Here is a 23,188-nt window from a genome sequence, read left to right as displayed (position 1 = left end):
CGCCGCCCGCCGTCTGCTGTAATCGCCTCCCCTCAACGGGCCGCCGACGCGCCTGTTGAGGTTTGTCATCAACCTCATGCCATTGCCGGGTTTGCAAAGAGCTGCGGATAACAAACAGGGAAAATCAATTCATTGATTTTCGGCTGATGACCACAAAGGAGGAAAAACCGCGTTTTTTCCTCCTTTGTCAACGAACTGAACGGGCCGCCGACGCGGCCCGTTTTTCCATTTGCGGCTAATCTGTTACGGTGATACTCCTCAGCGCTGCGCCGATGGCTGCCGCGCGTTGTCATAACAAAAACAACGAGGACGTTTATGACCGCCCAGATCCTGCTTCATCCTTCGCTTGCGCCGCTCGACGGCGGCATTAACTTCCGTGACTTCGGCGGCAACGGCGTGGCCGACGGGCGCCGCATCAAACGCGGCCTGCTGTTCCGCTCCGGTTCTCTCGAGCGACTGACGGAAAACGACTGCACTTTCCTCGCTGGAGTGCCGGTGCGTTCGGTGCTGGACTACCGCGATGCCGACGAGGTGCAGGCCAAACCGGATATTCTGTGGAATGGCGCCGACTATCACCATGTGCCGGCCAACCCGCTGAGCAGCGAAGTTAACGCCAACCTGGAAAAGCTCACCAACGAAACGCTGGCCGCTTTCGACGCTCGGGCGTTCATGCTGGAGCTGTATCGCCGTCTGCCGTTCGGCAATGCGGCCTATCAGCGGCTGGCGCAGCTGTTGAGCAACCCTGGCGGCGGTGCGATCGTGCAACACTGCGCGGTCGGCAAGGATCGCACCGGGGTCGGTTCGGCGTTGGTGCTGTTCGCGCTGGGGGCCGACGAAGCGACGGTGCTGGAAGACTATCTGCTGACCGAAACCACGCTGGCCACTTTCCGCGAACAGATGCTGGATCAGCTCTCTATCAAGCTGAATGCGGCGGCGCTGGAGCAATTCGCCTACGTGCTCAGCGCGCGCGAGGAGTTCCTGATGACGGCGCTGGGCTGCATCCGCCGGCAATACGGCTCCACCGACCGCTGGCTGGAAGCGGAATACGGCCTGGGCGCGGCCCAGCGCGAAGCGCTGCAGGCATTCTACCTCGAGTAAATTGCCGCGTGTTTAGCCGGGGTTTAACTCGCCCCGGTTTATCCTAGGCGGCGAACCATCGCGTATCAGGAGCCCCGTATTGAGCCTCAATGACGTTATCAACTGGGTCAGCGATGTCGTGCGTCAGCACGAAGGCTGGGCCATTCCCATCATTTTCTTCCTGGCGTTCGGCGAGTCGCTGGCGTTTTTGTCGCTGCTGCTGCCGGCCACGGTGATCCTGCTGGCGCTGGGCGCGCTGATCGGCGAAAGCGGCATCGCCTTTTGGCCGATTTGGGCCGCCGCCGCTGCCGGGGCGTTTTTCGGCGACTGGCTCTCTTACTGGATCGGCTATCACTATCAGGATCGCGTGGCCCATATGTGGCCGCTGTCGCGCAATCCGCAGCTGCTGGCGCGCGGCCACGCCTTCTTCGAGCGCTGGGGCGTGCTGGGCATTTTCATCGGCCGCTTCTTCGGCCCGCTGCGCGCCGTGGTGCCGCTGGTGGGCGGCATTTGCGGCATGCCGCAGCGCTATTTCCAGCTGGCCAACGTCACGTCGGCGATGATCTGGGCGTTTGGCATTCTGGCGCCGGGGGCATTCGGCATCAAGTGGCTCAGCCAGTGGCTGGGCTGATTTCTCGCTAAATTGCGCAGCGCCGCGCAATATTGTGCGCGGCCGGCAAAATCAGGCTGGACATCCATACAGCCTCCCCTTAACGTGACGGGCAATGGGCGAGCAAAACGCCGCAACGGCTAGGTGCAACAGGAGGCAGGGTGGATACCAGTCTGATTTATGGGATTGGCGGCGTCGCGATCGGCATGCTGTTGGGGTGGCTGATCGCCAGTCTGCGGGTGCAGCAGACGCATGCGCAACATGAAACCGAACTGCGGTTGCTGGAGCAAGCGTTGCAGCAGGCGCAGCAGGAAACGGCCGTGCGGCAGGAAACGCTACAGCGCCACGAGCAGCAGTTGCGCCAGAGCGAGCTGGAGCTGCGCAATCTGCACAGCCAACTGGCGGCCGGGCATGAGAAGCTGCAACAGCTCACCCATTGGCGCAACGAATGCGAGCTGCTCAACCAAGAGCTGCGCGCCCAGCGCGAGGTTAACAGCGCGCAGGAGTCTGAGCTGCGCGAAGTCACCATCCGTCTGGAAGAGACGCGCATGGCGGCGGAGGAGAAACAGCGTCTGCTGATCAACAGCGAACAGCGCCTCACCACCCAGTTTGAAAACCTCGCCAACCGCATTTTTGAACACAGCGGCCGCAAGGTTGACGAGCAAAATAAGCAAAGCCTGGATCGTTTACTGCTGCCGTTGCGCGAACAGCTGGACGGTTTTCGCCGTCAGGTGCAGGACAGCTTCGGCCAGGAAGCGCGGGAGCGCCACACGCTGACGCATGAGATACGCAATCTGCAGCAGTTGAACGCGCAGATGGCGCGTGAGGCGATCAACCTCACCAAGGCGCTGAAAGGCGACAACAAAACGCAGGGCAACTGGGGCGAAGTGGTGCTGAGCCGGGTGCTGGAGGCCTCCGGTCTGCGCGAAGGGCATGAGTATGAAACGCAGGTCAACGTGCGGGTGGATCACCAGAGCCGCATGCAGCCTGATGTGATCGTGCGCCTGCCGCAGGGCAAGGATGTGGTGATCGATGCCAAGATGTCGCTGATCGCCTACGAGCGCTATTTCAACGGCGAAGATGAGGCGGAGCGCGAAGCGGCGCTGAGCGAACATATTGCCTCGCTGCGCGGCCACATCCGCATGCTGGGCCGCAAGGACTACCAGCAGCTGCCGGGGCTGCGTTCTCTGGACTATGTGCTGATGTTCATTCCGGTCGAGCCCGCCTTCCTGCTGGCTATCGATCGCGAGCCGGAGCTGATCAGCGAAGCGCTTAAGCACAACATCATGCTGGTCAGCCCGACCACGTTGCTGGTGGCGCTGCGTACCATCACCAACCTGTGGCGCTATGAGCATCAGAGCCAGAACGCCCAGCGCATCGCCGATCGCGCGGCGAAACTGTATGACAAGATGCGGCTGTTCGTGGACGATATGTCCGCACTGGGGCAGAGCCTGGACAAGGCGCAGGGCAGTTATCGTCAGGCGATGAACAAACTGAGCGAAGGCCGTGGTAATCTTATCGGCCAAATTGAAGGTTTCCGCGCGTTGGGGGTTGAAGTCAAACGGCCGATAAACCCGCTGCTGGCGCAGCAAGCCGGCGCGCAACACGATGAAGCGGAAGAGGCGAACGACGATGATGTCGCCGCGCTGCCGCAGACGAACGACGATGACGATACCGCCGGGGAATCGGGCTTCGTTTCGCACGGCTGAGGCCGTGGCGAGGTGGGGTATTTCCCGGGCTTCTGGTACACTCATCCACACAAAATTGACTGAATAGCAGGCAGGACAATGGCAGATCAATCGCAGGAAACCACCGATTTCGGTTTTCGCACCGTCGCTAGAGACGAAAAACAGGCCATGGTGGCGGACGTTTTTCATTCGGTAGCGGCAAAGTATGACGTGATGAACGACCTGATGTCGTTCGGTATTCACCGTATCTGGAAGCGTTTCACCATTGACTGCAGCGGCGTGCGCCGCGGGCAGCGCGTGCTGGATCTGGCCGGCGGTACCGGCGACCTGGCCGCCAAGTTCTCCCGCATGGTCGGCGAGCAGGGGCAGGTGGTGCTGGCGGACATTAACGATTCGATGCTCAAGATGGGGCGCGAGAAGCTGCGCGATCGCGGCATCGTCGGCAACATCAATTACGTGCAGGCCAACGCCGAAGCGCTGCCGTTCCCGGACAATTACTTCGATTGCATCACCATCTCCTTTGGCCTGCGTAACGTCACCGACAAAGACAAAGCGTTGCGCTCGATGTTCCGCGTGCTGAAACCGGGCGGCCGTCTGCTGGTGCTGGAGTTCTCCAAGCCGCTGCTGGCGCCGCTGAGCAAAGCCTATGACGCCTACTCTTTCCACGTGCTGCCGAAGATCGGCGAATTGGTGGTGAAAGATCCTGACAGCTACCGCTACCTGGCGGAATCGATCCGCATGCACCCCGATCAGGAAACCCTGAAGGGCATGATGGGCAACGCCGGTTTTGAAAACGTCACCTATTTCAACCTGACCGGTGGGATTGTCGCCCTGCATCGCGGCTTCAAGTTCTGAGAGGGAGATGCCGATGCTGTTTACCCCTCTGCTGACCGGCGCGTTGGAAACCTCGCTGAATAACCTGCTGTTTCGCGATCGCAGCATGAAAGCCGCCCGCCAACGCCTGGCGGGCAAGGTGCTGCGCATCGAACTGGAAGAGCTGGCTTCACCGCTGGTGCTGGTGTTCAGCGAACTGCGCGTGGATGTGCTGGGGCAGTCTGAAGACAGCGCCGATTGCACCGTGCGTAGCCGCATTCCCGCCTTACTTAAGCTGCGCGATCGCCAGCAGCTGCCGGTGCTGATGCGCAGCGGCGAATTGACGGTGGAAGGCGATATTCAGGTGGTGCAACAGTTGGTTGGCCTGCTCGATCTGGCGGAGTGGGATCCGGCGGAATGGCTGGCGCCCTACATCGGCGATATTGCCGCCCAAGGCATTACACAGGCGCTGGGTAAAGGCGCCTCGCTGGTGAAAGCCGGTTTTATGCGCCGGCAGCAGGGGATGGCGGAGGCGTTGACCGAAGAGNGGCGCCTGGCGCCGGGGCCGCTGGAAGTGGTGTGGTTCAACGAAGAAGTTGACGCACTCGCCCGCAGCGCGGAGGCGCTGTCTGCCCGCATGGACAAGTTGGAGGGCAAGCGATGACCCCAGGTGAACTGCGCCGTTTGTATTTTATCGTCCGCGTTTTTCTCAGCTACGGGCTGGACGAGCTGATCCCTAAAATGCGTTTGACGCTGCCGCTGCGCTTTGGCCGCCGGCTGCTGTTCTGGATGCCGAATCGGCATAAGGACAAACCGTTGGGTGAACGTCTGCGGCTGGCGCTGCAGGAATTGGGGCCGGTCTGGATCAAGTTCGGCCAAATGATGTCGACCCGCCGCGATCTGTTTCCGCCTCACATTGCCGATCAGCTGACGCTGCTGCAGGATCGGGTGGCGCCTTTCGATGGCGCGTTGGCGCGTAAGCATATCGAGCTGGCGATGGGCGGCCCGCTGGAGACCTGGTTCGATGACTTCGATCAGCAGCCGCTGGCCTCTGCCTCGATCGCGCAGGTGCATACCGCGCGGCTGAAAACCACCGGCCAGGAAGTGGTGCTGAAGGTGATCCGGCCGGATATCGGGCCGATTATCAAGGCCGACGTGCGTCTGATGTACCGGCTGGCAGGCTGGGTGCCGAAGCTGTTGCCGGACGGTCGCCGTTTGCGCCCGCGCGAAGTGGTACGCGAGTACGAGAAAACCCTGCTGGACGAATTGAACCTGCTGCGCGAAGCGGCTAACGCCATTCAGCTGCGCCGCAATTTCGACGGCAGCCCAATGCTGTACGTACCGGAAGTTTATTCCGACTACTGCCGCGAAAGCGTATTGGTGATGGAGCGCATTTACGGCATTCCGGTCTCGGACATCGCCACGCTGGAACAGCAGGGCACCAACATGAAACTGTTGGCGGAACGCGGCGTCCAGGTGTTCTTTACCCAGGTCTTCCGCGACAGCTTCTTCCATGCGGACATGCATCCCGGTAATATTTTCGTCAGCTACGAACATCCGGAAGATCCTTGCTACATCGGTATCGACTGCGGCATCGTCGGTTCGCTGAACAAGGATGATAAACGCTACCTGGCGGAAAACTTCATCGCCTTCTTCAATCGCGATTACCGCAAGGTGGCGGAACTGCACGTCGACTCCGGGTGGGTGCCGCGCGACACCAACGTGGAAGACTTCGAATTCGCCATCCGCACCGTGTGCGAGCCGATTTTCGAGAAGCCGCTGGCGGAGATTTCCTTCGGCAACGTGTTGCTGAACCTGTTCAACACTGCACGACGCTTCAATATGGAAGTGCAGCCGCAGCTGGTGTTATTGCAGAAGACCTTGCTGTATGTTGAAGGTCTGGGGCGTCAGCTCTACCCGCAGCTGGATCTGTGGACTACCGCCAAGCCGTTCCTCGAGAGCTGGCTGCGCGATCAGGTCGGCATTCCCGCCGTGGTGCGTGCGCTGAAAGAGAAGGCGCCGTTCTGGGCGGAGAAGCTGCCGGAACTGCCCGAACTGTTTTACGACAGCCTGCAGCAGCATAAACTGTTGCAACAAAGCGTTGATAAGCTGACCAACCAGATGCAGGCTCAGCGGGTTCGTCAGGGGCAGTCACGTTATTTGTTCGGCGTTGGCGCTACACTGTTGGTAAGCGGCACGCTGTTGCTGCTGGGGCAAATCGAGGTGTTTCCCGCCTGGATGATGGCCGCCGGCATCGTATGCTGGGTGATTGGCTGGAAGCGAACCACCTGATTTAATTCGTTACTCTGGTAAAGTCGGCCCTATAATGCGGGCTGGCTTTAAAAGACCCTTTAAAATTAGAGGTAATTAAAATGGGCGGTATTAGTATTACGCAATTGTTGATCATCGCAGTGATCGTGGTGCTGTTGTTCGGTACCAAAAAACTGCGCACGCTGGGCTCCGATCTCGGCGCCTCGATCAAGGGCTTCAAGAAGGCGATCGGCGACGATACGCCGTCGGCCCCCAACACGGCTGAGAAAAGCAGCCTGGATGACGCTGACTTCTCGGCCAAGCCTATTACCGAAAAGCAGCCGGAAGTGAAACCGGAAGAGTCGAAGAACAAAGAGCNGGTATAAACCGTGTTTGACATTGGGTTTAGTGAGCTGCTGCTGGTGCTGGTGATCGGCCTGGTTGTTCTCGGGCCGGAACGCTTGCCGGTCGCGGTCAGAACGGTATCAGGCTGGATCCGCGCGCTACGCTCGCTGGCGGCCTCGGTGCAGCACGAACTGTCTCAGGAGCTGAAGCTGCAGGAGCTGCAGGACAGCCTGAAAAAAGCGGAACAGGCTGGCTTGCAGAACCTGACGCCGGAACTGAAGGCGTCGATGGATGAGCTGAAAGACGCGGCGGAATCATTGAAACGCACCTACCAGGGCGAGAAAGAAGAGCTGGCGAACACCATTCATAACCCGCAGATCACCGATCCGGAAGCCTTGCACGATGGCGTGACGCCGGCGGAAGCGGCAACCCGCGCCAGCGCGCCCGCCGCCGTGCCAAAACCGGCCACGGAACCTGAAGCCGTCGCGCCGGTGGCGGCGCAGCCGGCTAAAGCGCCGGTGGAAACCGCGCCGGCACCTGTCGAACCTGTTGCGGATAAAACCCCAGCGTCTCACCAACCTAGTGGCGATCGTTAATACATGGCTGTTGAAGATACCCAACCCCTTATCAGTCATCTGATAGAGCTGCGCAAGCGGCTGTTGAACTCGATTATTTGCGTGCTGGCGGTGTTCGTGGTGCTGGTGTTTTTCGCCAACGACATCTACCAACTGGTGTCTGCGCCGCTGCTGAAGCAGTTGCCGGCCGGTGCGAGCATGATCGCCACTGACGTGGCGTCACCGTTCTTTACCCCGATCAAATTGACCATGATCGTCTCGGTGTTCGTCTCCGCGCCGATGATTTTGTATCAGGTGTGGGCATTCATCGCGCCGGCGCTGTACAAGCATGAACGACGCCTGATGATGCCGCTGCTGGTGTCCAGCAGCCTGCTGTTCTACCTCGGCATGGCTTTCGCTTACTTCATCGTGTTCCCGCTGGCCTTCGGCTTCTTCGCCAAGACCGCGCCGATGGGGGTGACCATTGCGACCGACATTAAAAACTACCTCGATTTCGTCATGGCGCTGTTTATGGCGTTCGGCGTTGCCTTCGAAGTGCCGGTCGCCATCATTCTGCTGTGCTGGAGTGGCGTCACCTCGCCGGAAGATCTGAAGAAGAAACGGCCGTATGTGTTGGTTGGCGCGTTTGTGGTCGGCATGCTGTTGACGCCGCCAGACGTGTTCTCGCAAACCTTGTTGGCAATACCGATGTATCTGCTGTTTGAAGTGGGGGTGTTCTTCGCTCGCTTCTATACCGGCAAACGTCGTCCGCAAGCGGAAGAAGAAGACGAGGGTGACGAACCCCCAGCCCCCTGATCCACATTGATTGCGAAGCCGCCCATTGGGCGGCTTTTGCTTTGGAAAAAATCATGTTTGATATCGGCGTTAATCTGACCAGCAGCCAATTCGCCAAAGATCGCCAGGCGGTGGTGGAGCGCGCCCGCGCGGCGGGCGTTACCGGGATGTTGATTACCGGCACCGATCTGGCAGAGAGCCGCGAAGCGGCGGAACTGGCGCAGCAACATGCGGGTTACTGTTGGTCTACCGCCGGTGTGCATCCGCATTACGCCAGCGGTTGGGATGAACACGCCGCCGAGCAGATTTATGCGTTAGCCGCACGCCCTGAAGTGGCGGCGATCGGCGAATGCGGCCTGGATTTCAATCGCAACTTCTCGACGCCCGCGCAGCAGGAAGCGGCGTTCACCGCGCAGCTGGCGCTGGCGGCGGAGTTGGCGCTGCCGGTGTTTCTGCATTGCCGCGACGCACACGCACGTTTTGCCGAGCTACTGACGCCGTGGTTGGATAAACTGCCCGCGGCCGTGGTGCACTGCTTCACCGGCACCGCCGAAGAATTAACAAGCTGCCTGTCGCTGGGTTTGTCGATCGGGATTACCGGTTGGGTCTGCGACGAGCGGCGCGGCCTGGAACTGCGCGCACTGTTGCCGCAGATCCCAGCCGAGCGTCTGCTGCTGGAAACTGACGCCCCTTATCTGTTGCCCCGGGATTTACAGCCTAAACCCGCATCTCGCCGCAACGAACCCTGTTTCCTGCCCCACATCGTGCAGCAGGTCGCCGTCTGGCGGCGGGAAGAGCCGCAATGGCTGGGGCAAAAAACCGATGAGAACGCCCGCCGGCTATTCCGGCTGGTTTGAGCTAGGAGAAAACTATGAGCTATGCATTTCCGGGCACCTTCCCTGGTCGCCGTATGCGCCGCGTGCGCCGTCACGACTTCAGCCGCCGCCTGGTGGCCGAGAATCAATTGACGGTCAACGATCTGATTTATCCGGTGTTTGTCATGGAAGGCAGCAACCGCCAGGAAGAAGTGGCCTCGATGCCGGGCGTATCACGCATGACGATCGATCTGCTGGTCAAGGAAGCGGAAACCATCGCCAAACTTGGCGTGCCGGTGATTTCCCTGTTCCCGGTGATCGAACCGAGCCTGAAATCGCTGCATGCGGAAGAAGCCTATAACCCTGAAGGGTTGGTACAGCGCACGGTGCGCGCGCTGAAAGACGCGGTGCCTGAGCTGGGTATTCTGACCGACGTGGCGCTCGATCCCTACACCACGCATGGGCAGGACGGGGTGATCGATGAGCAGGGTTATGTGATTAACGACGTGACCAAAGACATTCTGGTGCGTCAGGCGCTGTCCCATGCCGAAGCGGGCGCGGAAATCGTGGCGCCGAGCGACATGATGGACGGCCGCATCGGGGCGATCCGCGATCGTCTGGAATTGCAGGGCCTGGTGAATACCCAGATCATGGCCTACTCCGCCAAGTATGCTTCCTGCTACTACGGCCCGTTCCGCGATGCGTTGGGCTCCAGCGGCAACCTGAAGGGCGGCAACAAGAAGACCTATCAGATGGATCCGGCCAACAGCGACGAAGCGCTGCAGGAGATTGCGCAGGATCTGCAGGAAGGTGCGGACATGGTGATGGTGAAACCGGGCATGCCGTACCTCGACGTTGTGCGCCGCGTGAAGGATACCTTCGGTGTGCCAACCTTCGCTTATCAGGTGTCCGGCGAGTACGCCATGCATATGGCGGCGATTCAGAACGGCTGGCTGCAGGAGCAACCTGCGGTGATGGAATCGTTGATGTGCTTTAAACGCGCCGGCGCCGACGGCGTGCTGACCTACTTCGCCAAGCGTGTCGCCCAGTGGCTGCACGACGACGCGATGCGCCGCTAAGCGTAAAATGAGCCAACAAAAAGGCGCCTGAAGGCGCCTTTTGCATTACATCTTCTGGAACTGTCGGTTGTCGATGCTTTGGCTGACCTGCTTGTTGATCAGGTTCAGCAACAACATGGAACGCGCTTCGCCGTCCGGCTCGGTGTAGATCGCCTGCAGCCCTTCGAACACGCCGTCGACGATCAAAACGGTATCCCCCGGCTGTGGGGTTTCCGGATCGACATAGGTTTCGCAGGCGTGCGTGCGCAGTTCATCGATCACCTTGCTCGGGATGACGCTCGGCAACGCGCCGAAACGCACGAAGTGGCTGACGCCACGGGTGGCGCTGATGGTGGTGGTGTGAATGCGCTCCGGGTCGAACTCCACAAACAGATAGTTGGGAAACAGGGGTTCGCTGACCGCGATGCGCTTACCACGCACGATCTTTTCCAGCGTGATGATCGGGCTGAGGCAGTTTACCTGCTGCCGTTCCAGATGTTCCTGCGCCCGCAACAACTGACCGCGTTTGCAATAAAGTAGATACCAGGATTCCATAGTTTCACATGCCTTTCTGCCAGCCGGTAAGCATATCAAAAGCTATTCCGGATACATAGTGATGCAAGTTTCAGCGTGTAACATCACCTATCTCTATGAATCTGCGGCTATTAGCGAGGGGTCACACACTTATCGATACGGCGCTGGTATAACAGAGGGCTAAAAATTTGTTACCGTCACAGTATGACAGGCGTAGCGCCGCCGGCTGTGACGCTATTCATCGTTTTCGACCGAGGGGGAAAGAAATGGAGCTGTTTCTGTTGAGCAACGGCAAGCTGTCTGGCGAAGCCGAGCTGCTGGGGTACGCTAAAAGCCAGCTGCTGGCGATGATTGCGCGTCGCGGCATCAAATCCGCCGTCTTTATCCCTTACGCCCTGATTCGTTACGACTACGACCAGCGTGCGCAGGAACTGGCGCAAACGCTGGGCATTGAAGTCACCAGCATCCACCATGCCGCTTCACCGGCGGCGGCGATCGCGCAGGCGGAGTGCATTTTGGTCAGCGGCGGCAATACCTGGTTGCTGAACCAAATGCTGCACGAGCAAGGCCTGATCGTGCCCATCCAGCGCGCGGTGCGCGAGCGTGAAGTGCCTTACGTCGGCTGGAGCGCCGGTTGCAACGTGGCCACGCCGAGCATTCGCACCACCAATGACATGCCGGTGCGCTGCAGCGTGGTGCTGCCGGCGCTGGGGCTGTTCCCGGTGCAGATCAACCCGCACTACATCGACGCGCATATCAGCGGCCACATGGGCGAAACCCGTGACGAGCGCCTGGCGGAGTTCTGCGCGATCAACCCAAGCGAATCGGTGGTGGCGCTGCGTGAAGGTAGCCTGCTGCACGTTGAAGGCAATGCGCTGCGTTACTTCAGCGCTAACGGGCAGGGCTTCAAGGTGTTCCGCCACGGTGAGGAGACGCGTGAATATCAGGATACGCGCGCGCTGGCTGCGCTGGTGCCGTTCAACTGCGGCTGAGGGCCACCCGGCGGCGGGCGGCGTTAACAAAATTGCAGCAACAACCGTGAAGAGGGCTTATAATGCCCTCCCCACTGGCCGTTATAATGATCAGCATGAAATACCGTGACTTACGCGATTTCCTCTCGTTGCTGGAGAAGAGAGGGGAACTAAAACGCATCAGCCAGCCGATCGATCCTTACCTGGAAATGACGGAGATTGCCGATCGCACCCTGCGAGCGGGCGGTCCGGCACTGCTGTTTGAAAACCCGAAAGGGTATGACATGCCGGTGCTGTGCAACCTGTTCGGCACCGCCAATCGCGTGGCGATGGGCATGGGGCAGGAAGACATCAGCGCGCTGCGCGAAGTCGGCAAACTGCTGGCGTTCCTCAAAGAACCGGAGCCGCCGAAAGGCTTCCGCGATCTGTTCGACAAAATGCCGAAGTTCAAGCAGGTGCTGAACATGCCGACCAAGGTGCTGGGATCCGCGCCTTGTCAGGAGCAGGTATGGCAGGGTGACGATGTCGATCTCAGCCGTATTCCGGTGATGCACTGCTGGCCGGAAGACGCCGCGCCGCTGATCACCTGGGGGCTGACGGTGACCCGCGGCCCGCATAAGGAACGGCAAAACCTCGGCATCTATCGCCAGCAGGTGCTGGGCAAGAATAAAGTGATCATGCGCTGGCTGTCGCATCGCGGCGGCGCGCTGGATTATCAGGAGTGGTGCCAGGCGCACCCGGGCGAGCGTTTCCCGGTTGCGGTGGCGCTGGGCGCCGATCCTGCTACCATCCTCGGTGCGGTCACGCCGGTGCCTGATACCTTGTCTGAATATGCCTTTGCCGGGCTGCTGCGCGGCAACAAAACCGAAGTGGTCAAGTGCCTTTCCAACGATCTGGAAGTGCCCGCCAGCGCCGAAATCGTGCTTGAAGGCTATATCGAGCCGGGTGAAATGGCGCCGGAAGGCCCCTACGGCGACCACACCGGTTACTACAATGAAATCGACCAGTTCCCGGTGTTCACCGTTACTCACATCACCCAGCGCCGCAACGCGATCTACCACTCGACCTACACCGGCCGCCCGCCGGATGAGCCGGCGATCCTGGGCGTGGCGCTGAATGAAGTGTTCGTACCGATCCTGCAAAAGCAGTTCCCGGAAATCGTCGATTTCTATCTGCCGCCGGAAGGGTGCTCTTACCGCCTGGCGGTAGTGACCATGAAAAAACAGTACGCCGGCCATGCGAAACGCGTGATGATGGGCGTCTGGTCGTTCCTGCGGCAGTTTATGTACACCAAATTTGTTATCGTCTGTGACGATGACGTCAATGCGCGCGACTGGAACGACGTGATTTGGGCGATCACCACACGAATGGATCCGGCAAGGGATACCGTTCTGGTGGAGAATACGCCGATCGACTATCTGGACTTCGCCTCGCCGGTTTCCGGCCTGGGTTCGAAGATGGGGCTGGACGCCACCAATAAATGGCCGGGTGAAACCGATCGCGAATGGGGCCGTCCGATTCAGATGGATGAAAAGGTACGTGCGCGCGTCGACGAAATCTGGGATGAGCTCGCAATCTTCAGTGACAGGGAACCGACGTTATAGCGTCAGGCCCTGTTCTCAGCTTTGCATTGATGACCCGACAGAGGGAACGCATGACAATATTGAGCTGTAAAGTGACCTCGGTAGAGGCCATTACCGATACGGTTTATCGGGTACGTCTGGTGCCCGAGCAGCCGTTTTCTTTCAAGGCAGGGCAATATCTGATGGTGGTGATGGATGAGCGCGACAAGCGTCCGTTCTCACTGGCATCAACCCCGACGCAGCAAGATTATATCGAGCTGCACATTGGCGCTTCGGAACTGAATCTGTATGCCATGGCGGTGATGGATCGCATCCTGAAAGAGCAGGCGATCACCGTTGACGTGCCGCACGGCGACGCATGGCTGCGGGAAGAGGGCAGCCGTCCGCTGGTGCTGATCGCCGGCGGCACCGGTTTCTCTTACGCGCGTTCAATCTTGTTGACCGCGCTGGAGCAGCAGCCGGATCGCGACATTTCCATCTACTGGGGCGGGCGTGAGCTGAAGCACCTGTACGATTTGAGCGAGCTGGAAGCGCTGTCGTTGCAACACCCGAACCTGAAGGTGATCCCGGTGGTCGAGCAGCCGGAGGCGGAATGGCGTGGCCGCAGTGGCACCGTGCTCAGCGCGGTGTTGCAGGATTTCGGCACGTTGGCGGAGCATGACATCTACATCGCCGGGCGTTTCGAGATGGCGAAAATCGCCCGCGAGCGTTTCTGCGCCGAGCGCGGCGCGCAGGAAGCGCATATGTTTGGCGACGCGTTTTCGTTTATCTGACAGAGGCGATGCGCAGTGAACGGGGTGGCCGAGGGTCGCCCCGTTTTTATTTGGGCGTCGGCAAATTTCAGGCATAAAAAACCCGCCCCTGACAGGCGGGAAGAACGGCAACTAAACTTGGCGGGATGCCGCGATTTGAAGTGGTGACGCGGTCATCCCAAGATAGACACAGCTAAACGCGTTCAAAGACGGTGGCGATACCCTGGCCCAGGCCGATGCACATGGTCGCCAGGCCGAACTGCGCGTCGCGACGTTCCATGTTGTTCAACAAGGTGGTCGAGATGCGGGAGCCGGAACAGCCCAGCGGGTGGCCGAGCGCGATGGCGCCGCCGTTCAGGTTAATCTTGTCGTCGATGCTGTCCATCAGCCCCAGATCCTTGATGCACGGCAGCGACTGGGCGGCGAACGCTTCGTTCAGCTCGAACAGATCGATGTCCTGCACGCTCAGACCGGCGCGTTTCAGCGCCAGCTTGCTGGCCGGCACCGGGCCGTAGCCCATGATGGAAGGATCGCAGCCGACCACCGCCATCGAGCGGATGCGGGCGCGGGCCTTCAAACCGAGCGCTTTGGCGCGCGATTCGCTCATCAGCAGCATGGCGGAAGCGCCGTCCGACAGGGCGGAGGAGCTGCCGGCGGTGACGGTGCCGTTGACCGGATCGAACGCCGGACGCAGGGCCGACAGACTTTCGACGGTGGTTTCCGGGCGAATGACTTCATCGAAATCGTAACGGGTCAGCACGCCGTCGGCGTCGTGACCGTTGGTCGGTATGATCTCGTTTTTGAAGTAACCCGCCAGCGTCGCCGCATGTGCGCGCTGGTGGGAGCGGGCGGCAAACTCATCCTGCATCTGGCGACTGATGTTGTGCATCTTGGCCAGCATTTCGGCGGTCAGCCCCATCATCCCGGCGGCTTTGGCCACGCTGCGGCTCAGGCCCGGATGGAAATCCACGCCGTGATTCATTGGCACATGGCCCATGTGTTCCACGCCGCCGATCAGGCTGATGTGCGCGTCGCCAACCATGATGGCGCGCGCCGCGTCGTGCAGCGCCTGCATCGAAGAGCCGCACAGGCGGTTAACGGTCACCGCCGGCACGCGGTGCGGGATCTCGGCCAGCAGCGCGGCGTTGCGGGCGATGTTGAAGCCTTGTTCCAGCGTTTGCTGCACGCAGCCCCAGTAAATGTCATCAATCTCGGCGGCGTCCAGCGCCGGGTTGCGGCTCAGCACTTCACGCATCAGGTGAGCGGAGAGATCTTCGGCGCGCACCTGGCGGAAGGCGCCGCCCTTGGAGCGGCCCATCGGCGTGCGTACGGCATCAACAATAACTACGTTTTCCATCTTTATGACCTCATGCCGGTTGGCGGGTTGCGACGTCGGACAGCGGTGTCGCCACCGGGTAGTAGCTTTCATTGCGTTCGGCCTTGGCGCGCAGACCGGCCGGCACCTGGTACAGGGCGCCGAGGTGTGCGTAACGCTGGGCCAGCTCAACGTAGTTGGCGGTGCCGAGCGTATCCAGGTAGCGGAACACGCCGCCGTGGAACGGAGGGAAACCGATGCCGTAGACCAGCGCCATATCGGCTTCGGCCGGGCTGGCGACGATCTTTTCTTCCAGGCAACGCACCACTTCGTTGATCATCGGGATCATCATGCGCGCGATGATTTCTTCATCGCTGATGGTCTGGCGCGGTTGGCTCACTTCGGCCAGCAGCGCATCGGTCTGCTCGTCGTTGTCCTTGCGCGGTTTGCCTTTGTTGTCCTGGCTGTAGCGGTAGAAGCCCAGCTGGTTTTTCTGACCGAAGCGCTGGTTGTCGAACATCACGTCAATGGCGTCGCGATAGTCTTTGCTCATGCGATCCGGGAAGCCGGCGGCCATCACCGCCTGCGCGTGGTGCGCGGTGTCGATGCCCACGACGTCGAGCAGGTAGGCCGGGCCCATCGGCCAGCCGAACTGTTTCTCCATCACTTTATCGATTTGACGGAAGTCGGCGCCGTCGCGCAGCAGCAGGCTGAAGCCGGCGAAGTACGGGAACAGCACGCGGTTGACGAAGAAGCCTGGGCAGTCATTCACCACGATCGGCGTTTTGCCCATGCGGCTGGCGTAGGCCACCACTTTGGCAATGGTCTCGTCGCTGGTCTGTTCGCCGCGGATGATTTCCACCAGCGGCATGCGGTGCACCGGGTTAAAGAAGTGCATGCCGCAGAAGTTTTGCGGGCGCTTCAGCGATTTTGCCAGGTGATTAATCGGAATGGTCGAGGTGTTCGACGCCAGAACGGTGTCCTCACCGATCAGGTTTTCCACTTCCGACAGCACGGCGGCTTTGACTTTCGGATTCTCGACGACCGCCTCAACGATCACCTGCGCACGCTCGATGCCGGCATAGTCCAGCGTCGGCTGAATGGTCGACAGCACCTGCGCCATTTTCAGGCCATCCAGCTTGCCGCGCTCCAGTTGCTTATTGAGCAGCTTGGCCGCTTCGCTCATGCCCAGCGTCAGCGACTTGTCGCTGATGTCTTTCATGATCACCGGCACGCCTTTCAGCGCCGATTGATAGGCGATACCGCCGCCCATGATGCCGGCGCCCAGCACCGCCGCCTGTTTCGGCGCATCCACATTCTTGGCCAGCTTTTTCGCCTGGCCCTTCACGAACTGATCGTTAAGGAAGATGCCGACCAGCGCGCGCGCTTCGTTGGAGCGGGCCAACGGCACGAAGCTGGCGGTTTCCAGTTTCAGCGCTTCATCGCGGCCCAGCTTGGCGGCGGCTTCAATGGTCTTCACCGCGGTCATCGGCGCCGGGTAATGTTTACCGGCGGTCTGCAGCACCATGCCTTTGGCGGTGGTGAAGCTCATCGCCGCTTCAATCGGGCTGAGTTTCAGCGGCGCCAGCTTAGGTTGACGCGCGGCGCGCCAGTCCAGCTTGCCGTCGATCGCCTGTTGCAGCATGTTGAGCGCCGCTTCGGCCAGTTTTTCCGGTGTCACCACCGCATCCACCAGGCCGACTTTCAACGCGTCTTTGGCGCTGACGTCTTTGCCGGCGGCGATGATTTCCAGCGCGCTGTCGTTACCCAGCAGGCGCGGCAGACGGACGGAACCGCCGAAGCCCGGCATGATGCCCAATTTGGTTTCCGGCAGGCCGATGCGCGCGTCCGGCGAGGCGACGCGGAAATCGGTCGCCAGAATGCATTCGCAACCGCCGCCGAGCGCATAGCCGTTAATGGCCGAAATGGTCGGTACCGGCAAATCTTCCAGCCGGTTAAAGACGTTGTTGGCGAATACCAGCCACTCGTGCAGCTTTTCAGCCGGTGCGGCGAACAGAGAAAGGAATTCGGTGATATCGGCGCCGACGATAAACGCGGCTTTGGAGGAGCGCAGCAGCAACCCCTTGAGCTCAGGCTGGTTTTCCAGCACGGTGAGCGCTTCGCCCAGGCTGGCGACGGTGCGGGTGTCCAGCTTGTTGACCGAGCCCGGTGCGTTGAACACCAGCTCGGCGATGCCGTTATCGAGCCAGTGCAGTTGTAATGTTTCGCCTTGGTAGAGCATGTCTATCTCCTGAATCAGCGTATGATCTGGTATGACCAGATGAAGAGGAGTGTGGTTTTTATGTTAAAAATATGCAAATGAGAGATTGCATATTTGCTGGTCGGATCACATGTCGCCAAGTTAGTTTTTTGATTTGAAACGAAGTTATATTTTATGTGCTATCGGCATTTGCTGGAGTGTGTCGGCACTCATACACTTGCTCGCAGCGAATGAACATTCAGACGAGGTTACGCATGACTAAGGCGGCTTGTGTCAAACGCAGCGGCTTATGGAGCATTCCGGCCAGAACCATGACGCTGGCATGTCTGTTGGTGTTTATGGCACAGATGGCGACGACCGTGTATTTGCCTTCGCTGCCGACGGTGATGCGGGAGCTGGCGATGAGCCGACGCGCCACCGAGCTGTCCATTTCGATCTTCGTCATCGGCGCCGCTTTGCCGGTGCTGTTCTGGGGCGCGGCCGCCGATCGCTTTGGCCGCCGTGCGCCCCTGACGCTGTCTTTGTTTCTTTTCATTGGCTGCAGCGGGCTGTTGGCGCTGTGCAGCAACGGCACTCAGCTGCTGGCGCTGCGTGCGCTGCAGGGTGTGGGCGCCGGCGGTGCGGCGATCATTGCGCGTATCATCGTGCGGGATAACTGGAGCGGTGATGAGCTGGCGCGCCGTCTGTCGGTGCTCTCCATCGCTTTCATCACTGCGCTGGGCGGGGGGCAGTTTATCGGCGGCCTGCTCAGCCAATATTCGCACTGGCAGATGGGCTTCGTCCTGATGGGCGCCACCGGTTTGGCCATTCTGGCGCTGATGGCGACGCTGCCGCTTGAGGCGGGGCGCGCACGCGGGCCACGCCCGGCGATGGCGGCCACCTACTTCGCCATCCTGCGGCGGCCGGGGTTCTTCTGGCCGGCCTGCGTCGGCGGATTGGGTTTCGCCACCACGGTGACATTGCAGGAGGTGAGCCCGTTCGTCATGCAGCAGGGGTTTGGCCTCAACGTCACGGCGTTCGGCGCGCTGGGGCTGGTGATAGGTATCGCCTACTTTAGCGGCGCGTTGACGGTGAACCGCACGGTGGCGCGTGTCGGCGGGAAAAAACTGATGCAAACCGGCAGCGGCATCGTCGCTCTGGCGACGGCGGCGATCCTGCTGTTGTGGTGGGGCGGCATTCTGGCCGGCCTTTCCGGTATGGCACTGTTCATCGCGCTGTATTGCCTGACCATTTTTGGCCAGGCGGTGTTGTTTCCCAACAGCATGGCGATGGCGGTCAGCGACGCCAAAGAGCACGGTGCCTATGCGATGGCGCTGTGTGGCTTTCTGCAGCAGTGTCTGGCGGGCATTGCCGCGGCCGGTGCGGTGTTATTGGAGCACCACGGCCTATGGACGCTGGCGATAGCGTTGCTCGGCCTGGCCGGCTGGCTAATGGTTAAACTGCGGATGTAACGGCATTTGCAGGGAATTGCGAGCTGCTCCGCATGCCCAACGCGATAAGGTTGGTGCGCCGGAGCGCTGTGTTAAGATGACTTCTTTCGTGCTAAGGCATAAGGGTACTGTGATGGAAACGCTGGCTTCTTTGTATAACGACCACTTGGCAGAGCTGCAAAAACGCGCGCGCGAAGTGCTGGAGCGCAACAAGTTGGATGCGTTGCTGATTCACTCCGGTGAACTGCAAAAGGTATTTTTGGACGACCATAGCTATCCGTTCAAAGTGAATGCGCATTTCAAAGCCTGGGTGCCGGTGACGTCGGTGCCGAACTGCTGGTTGTGGATCGACGGTGTCAACAAGCCGAAGCTGTGGTTCTACTCCCCGGTTGACTACTGGCACAGCGTAGAGCCGCTGCCGGACAGTTTCTGGACCAAATCCCTTGAATTGATGCCGCTGGCCAACGCCGACGCTATCGCCCAGCAGCTTCCGCCGCAGCGCGAGCGTGTGGGCTATATCGGTTATGCGCAACAGCGCGCACGCGATCTCGGTATTTCTTCTGAACACATCAACCCGAAAGCGGTGCTGAACTACCTGGATTTCCACCGTTCGATCAAAACCGGCTACGAGCTGGCCTGCATGCGCGAAGCGCAGAAGACGGCGGTAACCGGCCATCGTGCGGCGCATGAGGCGTTCCTCTCCGGCATGAGCGAGTTCGACATCAACCTGGCCTACCTGACGGCGACAGGCCACCGTGATACCGACGTGCCTTACGACAACATCGTAGCGCTGAACGAACACGCTTCGGTACTGCACTACACCAAGCTGGATCATCAGCCGCCGGCCGAGTCCCTGAGTTTTCTGATCGACGCCGGGGCGGAATATAACGGCTACGCCGCCGATCTGACGCGTACCTATGCGGCGCAAAGCGGCAGCGAGTTCGCTCATCTGGTGAAAGATCTCAATAGTGAACAGCTGGCGCTGATCGACACCATTAAAACCGGCGTGCGCTATACCGACTACCATGTGCAAATGCATCAGCGCATCGCCAAGCTGCTCAAGAATCACAAACTGGTGAATGGCCTCAGCGAAGAGGCGATGGTTGAAACGGGCATCACCACGCCGTTCCTGCCGCACGGGCTGGGGCACCCGCTGGGCCTGCAGGTGCACGACGCCGCAGGCTTTATGCAGGACGAGCAAGGCACCCATCTGGCGGCGCCGTCCAAGTATCCGTTCCTGCGTTGCACCCGCGTGTTGCAGCCGGGCATGGTGTTGACCATCGAGCCGGGTCTGTACTTCATCGAATCTCTGTTGGCGCCGTGGCGCAGCGGTGAGTTCAAGCAGCACTTCGCCTGGGATCGCATCGATGCGCTGAAGCCGTATGGCGGCATCCGTATCGAAGACAACATCGTGATCCATGAAAAGCGTATCGAGAACATGACGCGCGATCTGAACCTGGCCTGATGCGGCCGTACCCGATACCGGCGGAAGCAACCCGCTTTACCGAAGAAATAAAGAAGAGCCGTTTTATCACCCTGCTGGCGCCAACCAGCGGGGTAGAAGCGGCAAAGGCGTTTATTCAGCAGGTGCGGGATGAGCACCCGGCGGCGCGGCACCATTGTTGGGCCTTCGTCGCCGGCAGCCCCGATGACTCACAGCAGCTGGGGTTCTCCGACGATGGAGAACCGTCGGGCACCGCTGGCAAACCGATCCTCGCGCAGCTGATGGGCAGCGGTATCGGCGAAGTGACCGCCGTGGTCGTTCGTTACTATGGCGGCGTCAAGTTGGGCACCGGCGGGCTGGTGAAAGCCTATGGCAACGGTGTTCAACAGGCGTTGAAGCAGCTGGTGTTGGTAGAAAAGGTGCCGGAAGCCGAATATATCTTGCAGTGCGACTATGCGCAGTTGGCGCTGGTGGAGAACTTGCTGCAGCAAACCGCAGGTCGGATCCTGCAGGGCGAATACGGCGCCGCCGTCGTGCTGCATCTGGCGTTGCCGGCCACCGAGGTCGAGCTGTTTGGGAATAAATTGCGTGATCTCAGTCGCGGTAATTTGCAATTAACCCCCATTTCGCAATAATTCCTCCCAATTGAATTGCTAAGGATCGTGCTGAAATGCATTTTCGCGCCATAACCCGTATCGTTGGTCTGCTGGTCATCCTGTTCTCCGGGACGATGTTTATTCCCGGCCTGGTGGCATTGATTTATCGCGATGGGGCGGGGCGCGCGTTCAGCCAAACGTTCTTCGTGGCGCTGACCATCGGGCTGATGCTGTGGTGGCCGAACCGCAAGCAAAAACACGAGCTGAAGCCGCGTGAAGGCTTCCTGATCGTCGTGCTGTTCTGGACCGTGCTGGGCAGCGTGGGGGCATTGCCGTTCCTGTTTTCGGAACGGCCCAATTTGTCGCTGACCGACGCCTTCTTTGAATCCTTCTCGGGATTGACGACCACCGGTGCGACGACGCTGGTGGGGTTGGACTCGCTGCCGAAGGCTATTCTTTTCTATCGCCAAATGCTGCAATGGATGGGCGGCATGGGGATCATCGTGTTGGCGGTGGCGATACTGCCGATACTCGGCGTCGGCGGCATGCAGCTGTATCGGGCGGAAATGCCCGGGCCGCTGAAAGATAACAAGATGCGTCCACGCATCGCCGAAACCGCCAAAACCCTGTGGCTAATCTATGTGTTGCTGACCGTCGCCTGTGCGCTGGCGCTCTGGGGGGCTGGGATGTCGGTGTTCGATGCCATCGGCCACAGTTTCTCGACCATCGCCATCGGCGGTTTTTCTACCCACGACGCCAGTATCGGTTATTACGCCAGCCCGACCATCAACACCATCATCGCCGTGTTCCTGCTGATTTCCGGCTGTAACTACGGCCTGCACTTCGCTTTGCTGAGCGGCCGCAGCCTGAAGGTGTACGGGCGCGATCCTGAATTCCGCATGTTTATCTTCGTTCAGTTGACGCTGGTGGTGGTATGCACGTTGGTGCTCTGGGGACATGGCGTCTATAAGAGCGGTATGGAAACGCTCAATCAGGCGTTCTTCCAGGTGGTATCGATGGCGACCACGGCTGGTTTTACGACCGACAGCATCGCCAAGTGGCCGCTGTTCCTGCCGATGTTGTTGCTGTGCTCAGCGTTCATCGGCGGTTGTGCCGGCTCGACCGGCGGCGGCCTGAAGGTGATCCGTATCCTGCTTCTATACCTGCAGGGCTCGCGAGAGTTGAAAAGGCTGGTGCACCCCAACGCGGTCTATACCATCAAATTGGGCAATCGCGCACTGCCGGAACGTATTCTGGAAGCGGTGTGGGGATTCTTCTCCGCCTATGCGCTGGTGTTTATCGTCAGCATGCTGGCGATCATTGCCACCGGCGTTGACGATTTTTCCGCGTTCGCCGCAGTGACGGCAACACTCAATAACCTTGGCCCCGGCCTGGGCGTGGTGGCGGATAACTTCACCACGATGCCGGCGGCGGCCAAGTGGATCCTGGTGGTGACGATGCTGTTCGGACGCCTGGAAGTGTTTACATTGCTGGTGCTGTTCACGCCAACTTTTTGGCGTGAGTAAGTCTGATATAAGGAGTACGCCATGAAGGCATTGATACTTTATTCGAGCCGTGACGGGCAAACACGTGCTATCGCTTCTTATATAGCAAGCAAGCTGCAGGACACGCAGCGTTGTGAGGTGATCGATCTGCTGCAGGCGGAACAGGTCGACCTTAGTCAGTACCAGCAGGTGATGATCGGCGCTTCTATCCGTTACGGGCACTTTAACCCGGCGCTGGATAAATTCGTCAAACGTCATGCCGAACAACTGAATCGAATGCCGAGCGCGTTCTTTGCCGTGAACCTGACCGCGCGTAAACCGGAAAAGCGCTCGCCGCAAACCAACGCTTATACCCGCAAGTTCCTGCTGGCCTCGCCGTGGCAGCCAAAACAGTGTGCGGTGTTTGCCGGCGCATTGCGTTATCCGCGTTATCGCTGGTTCGACCGCATCATGATTCAATTCATTATGCGTATGACGGGCGGTGAAACGGATACCAGTAAGGAAGTGGAGTACACAGATTGGCAACAGGTCGACCGCTTTGCCCAGGAATTTAGCCAGATCCAGTACGAAAAGTGACAAAAACGCGGGTTTGGTCAGCGTTTTGCCGAAAAAAACCGCGCTTGAAAAGTTTTTTGCAATTAGGGGTTGCGGCCYGCCGAGAACTCCCTATAATGCGCCTCCACTGACCGGGAACAACGACTGACAAGCCGCCGGGTCAGCGAGAAGAAAGCGAAATAAACGCTTGACTCTCCGGGCGAAAAGCGTAGTATACGCAGCCCGCGCCGATGAGTTTCTCGGCACTGCTCTTTAACAATTTATCAGACAATCTGTG

Annotated in this window: 23 protein-coding genes; 19 read left to right on the top strand and 4 right to left on the bottom strand. The window is 59.8% G+C overall.

The genetic code is table 11. The features are described from left to right. Nucleotides 1-74 precede the first annotated feature (74 nt). Nucleotides 75-293, bottom strand: a complete 219-nt coding sequence (locus ADK28_RS32450; RefSeq protein WP_103086425.1) for a hypothetical protein — start codon at nucleotides 291-293, stop codon at nucleotides 75-77. Between the two features lie 22 nt (nucleotides 294-315). Between ADK28_RS32450 and ADK28_RS09215 the strand changes: the two genes are divergently transcribed. The 11 genes from ADK28_RS09215 (at nucleotide 316) to hemB (ending at nucleotide 10,026) form a co-directional block, all read left to right on the top strand. Next, nucleotides 316-1,098 (top strand): tyrosine-protein phosphatase, encoded by a 783-nt coding sequence (locus ADK28_RS09215; RefSeq protein ID WP_016929452.1) that lies wholly within the window; start codon nucleotides 316-318, stop codon nucleotides 1,096-1,098. Between the two features lie 79 nt (nucleotides 1,099-1,177). Continuing rightward, entirely contained in the window at nucleotides 1,178-1,708 is a 531-nt protein-coding gene (locus tag ADK28_RS09210; RefSeq protein WP_004934438.1) for a DedA family protein, read from the top strand. A gap of 140 nt (nucleotides 1,709-1,848) precedes the next feature. Continuing rightward, complete coding sequence (gene rmuC, locus ADK28_RS09205; protein ID WP_048795493.1) at nucleotides 1,849-3,396, top strand: DNA recombination protein RmuC; 1,548 nt, start codon at nucleotides 1,849-1,851, stop codon at nucleotides 3,394-3,396. 78 nt (nucleotides 3,397-3,474) lie between these two features. Further along, nucleotides 3,475-4,230 carry a bifunctional demethylmenaquinone methyltransferase/2-methoxy-6-polyprenyl-1,4-benzoquinol methylase UbiE gene (gene ubiE / locus ADK28_RS09200; RefSeq protein ID WP_004934443.1) on the top strand — a complete coding sequence of 252 codons (756 nt, stop codon included), beginning with the start codon at nucleotides 3,475-3,477 and terminating at the stop codon, nucleotides 4,228-4,230. 13 nt (nucleotides 4,231-4,243) lie between these two features. Further along, nucleotides 4,244-4,852, top strand: a complete 609-nt coding sequence (ubiJ, locus tag ADK28_RS09195) for a ubiquinone biosynthesis protein UbiJ (RefSeq protein WP_048795492.1) — start codon at nucleotides 4,244-4,246, stop codon at nucleotides 4,850-4,852. Then, nucleotides 4,849-6,480: a ubiquinone biosynthesis regulatory protein kinase UbiB gene (ubiB, locus tag ADK28_RS09190; protein WP_004934451.1), complete on the top strand. Its 1,632-nt coding sequence runs from the start codon at nucleotides 4,849-4,851 to the stop codon at nucleotides 6,478-6,480. Before ubiJ ends, ubiB begins: the two co-directional genes overlap by 4 nt. Before the next feature lie 80 nt (nucleotides 6,481-6,560). Continuing rightward, nucleotides 6,561-6,824, top strand: a complete 264-nt coding sequence (tatA, locus tag ADK28_RS09185; protein ID WP_048795491.1) for a Sec-independent protein translocase subunit TatA — start codon at nucleotides 6,561-6,563, stop codon at nucleotides 6,822-6,824. 3 nt (nucleotides 6,825-6,827) lie between these two features. Beyond that, nucleotides 6,828-7,379 (top strand): Sec-independent protein translocase protein TatB, encoded by a 552-nt coding sequence (gene tatB, locus ADK28_RS09180; RefSeq protein ID WP_016929448.1) that lies wholly within the window; start codon nucleotides 6,828-6,830, stop codon nucleotides 7,377-7,379. A gap of 3 nt (nucleotides 7,380-7,382) precedes the next feature. Beyond that, nucleotides 7,383-8,153, top strand: a complete 771-nt coding sequence (gene tatC / locus ADK28_RS09175) for a Sec-independent protein translocase subunit TatC (protein ID WP_004934456.1) — start codon at nucleotides 7,383-7,385, stop codon at nucleotides 8,151-8,153. A 53-nt stretch (nucleotides 8,154-8,206) separates the two neighbouring features. After that, nucleotides 8,207-8,989 carry a 3'-5' ssDNA/RNA exonuclease TatD gene (gene tatD / locus ADK28_RS09170; RefSeq protein WP_028127638.1) on the top strand — a complete coding sequence of 261 codons (783 nt, stop codon included), beginning with the start codon at nucleotides 8,207-8,209 and terminating at the stop codon, nucleotides 8,987-8,989. A 14-nt stretch (nucleotides 8,990-9,003) separates the two neighbouring features. Continuing rightward, nucleotides 9,004-10,026: a porphobilinogen synthase gene (gene hemB, locus ADK28_RS09165; RefSeq protein WP_004934463.1), complete on the top strand. Its 1,023-nt coding sequence runs from the start codon at nucleotides 9,004-9,006 to the stop codon at nucleotides 10,024-10,026. A gap of 45 nt (nucleotides 10,027-10,071) precedes the next feature. On the opposite strand, the gene rfaH is transcribed toward hemB, so the two are convergent. Continuing rightward, nucleotides 10,072-10,560, bottom strand: a complete 489-nt coding sequence (gene rfaH / locus ADK28_RS09160; RefSeq protein WP_016929445.1) for a transcription/translation regulatory transformer protein RfaH — start codon at nucleotides 10,558-10,560, stop codon at nucleotides 10,072-10,074. Nucleotides 10,561-10,805: 245 nt separating this feature from the next. Between rfaH and pepE the strand changes: the two genes are divergently transcribed. The 3 genes from pepE to fre all read left to right on the top strand — a co-directional run bounded on the left by pepE (nucleotide 10,806) and on the right by fre (nucleotide 13,866). After that, a complete protein-coding gene (gene pepE / locus ADK28_RS09155) occupies nucleotides 10,806-11,531 on the top strand; it encodes a dipeptidase PepE (RefSeq protein ID WP_004934469.1) in 726 nt (241 codons plus the stop codon). 62 nt (nucleotides 11,532-11,593) lie between these two features. Further along, nucleotides 11,594-13,114: a 4-hydroxy-3-polyprenylbenzoate decarboxylase gene (gene ubiD / locus ADK28_RS09150; RefSeq protein WP_015376309.1), complete on the top strand. Its 1,521-nt coding sequence runs from the start codon at nucleotides 11,594-11,596 to the stop codon at nucleotides 13,112-13,114. A 50-nt stretch (nucleotides 13,115-13,164) separates the two neighbouring features. Beyond that, nucleotides 13,165-13,866, top strand: a complete 702-nt coding sequence (fre, locus tag ADK28_RS09145) for an NAD(P)H-flavin reductase (protein ID WP_048795490.1) — start codon at nucleotides 13,165-13,167, stop codon at nucleotides 13,864-13,866. Nucleotides 13,867-14,038: 172 nt separating this feature from the next. Here the strand turns inward: fre and fadA are convergent, their stop codons facing one another. Both fadA and fadB read right to left on the bottom strand, forming a co-directional pair. Then, nucleotides 14,039-15,202 carry an acetyl-CoA C-acyltransferase FadA gene (fadA, locus tag ADK28_RS09140; RefSeq protein ID WP_004934476.1) on the bottom strand — a complete coding sequence of 388 codons (1,164 nt, stop codon included), beginning with the start codon at nucleotides 15,200-15,202 and terminating at the stop codon, nucleotides 14,039-14,041. Nucleotides 15,203-15,212: 10 nt separating this feature from the next. After that, nucleotides 15,213-17,402: a fatty acid oxidation complex subunit alpha FadB gene (fadB, locus tag ADK28_RS09135; RefSeq protein ID WP_048795489.1), complete on the bottom strand. Its 2,190-nt coding sequence runs from the start codon at nucleotides 17,400-17,402 to the stop codon at nucleotides 15,213-15,215. Between the two features lie 233 nt (nucleotides 17,403-17,635). On the opposite strand from fadB, the gene ADK28_RS09130 reads away from it, so the two are divergent. From ADK28_RS09130 to hemG, 5 genes are all read left to right on the top strand, one after another. Next, nucleotides 17,636-18,832: an MFS transporter gene (locus ADK28_RS09130; protein ID WP_048795488.1), complete on the top strand. Its 1,197-nt coding sequence runs from the start codon at nucleotides 17,636-17,638 to the stop codon at nucleotides 18,830-18,832. Nucleotides 18,833-18,944: 112 nt separating this feature from the next. Continuing rightward, nucleotides 18,945-20,276 carry a Xaa-Pro dipeptidase gene (pepQ, locus tag ADK28_RS09125; RefSeq protein ID WP_048795487.1) on the top strand — a complete coding sequence of 444 codons (1,332 nt, stop codon included), beginning with the start codon at nucleotides 18,945-18,947 and terminating at the stop codon, nucleotides 20,274-20,276. Beyond that, the gene (locus tag ADK28_RS09120; RefSeq protein ID WP_016929437.1) at nucleotides 20,276-20,890 is read left to right on the top strand and encodes an IMPACT family protein; all 615 of its coding nucleotides are present in this window, start codon (nucleotides 20,276-20,278) and stop codon (nucleotides 20,888-20,890) included. The genes pepQ and ADK28_RS09120 overlap by 1 nt, the downstream gene beginning before the upstream one ends. A 35-nt stretch (nucleotides 20,891-20,925) precedes the next feature. Then, entirely contained in the window at nucleotides 20,926-22,377 is a 1,452-nt protein-coding gene (gene trkH, locus ADK28_RS09115) for a Trk system potassium transporter TrkH (RefSeq protein ID WP_004934492.1), read from the top strand. 21 nt (nucleotides 22,378-22,398) lie between these two features. After that, the gene (hemG, locus tag ADK28_RS09110) at nucleotides 22,399-22,932 is read left to right on the top strand and encodes a menaquinone-dependent protoporphyrinogen IX dehydrogenase (protein ID WP_028127640.1); all 534 of its coding nucleotides are present in this window, start codon (nucleotides 22,399-22,401) and stop codon (nucleotides 22,930-22,932) included. Nucleotides 22,933-23,188 lie beyond the last annotated feature (256 nt).

The sequence above is a fragment of the Serratia sp. 506_PEND genome (assembly GCF_001076875.1).
GTDB classification, from domain to species: domain Bacteria; phylum Pseudomonadota; class Gammaproteobacteria; order Enterobacterales; family Enterobacteriaceae; genus Serratia; species Serratia marcescens.
Note: the sequence above shows the minus strand (reverse complement) of the source record. Positions and strands in the feature narration are given on the sequence as shown.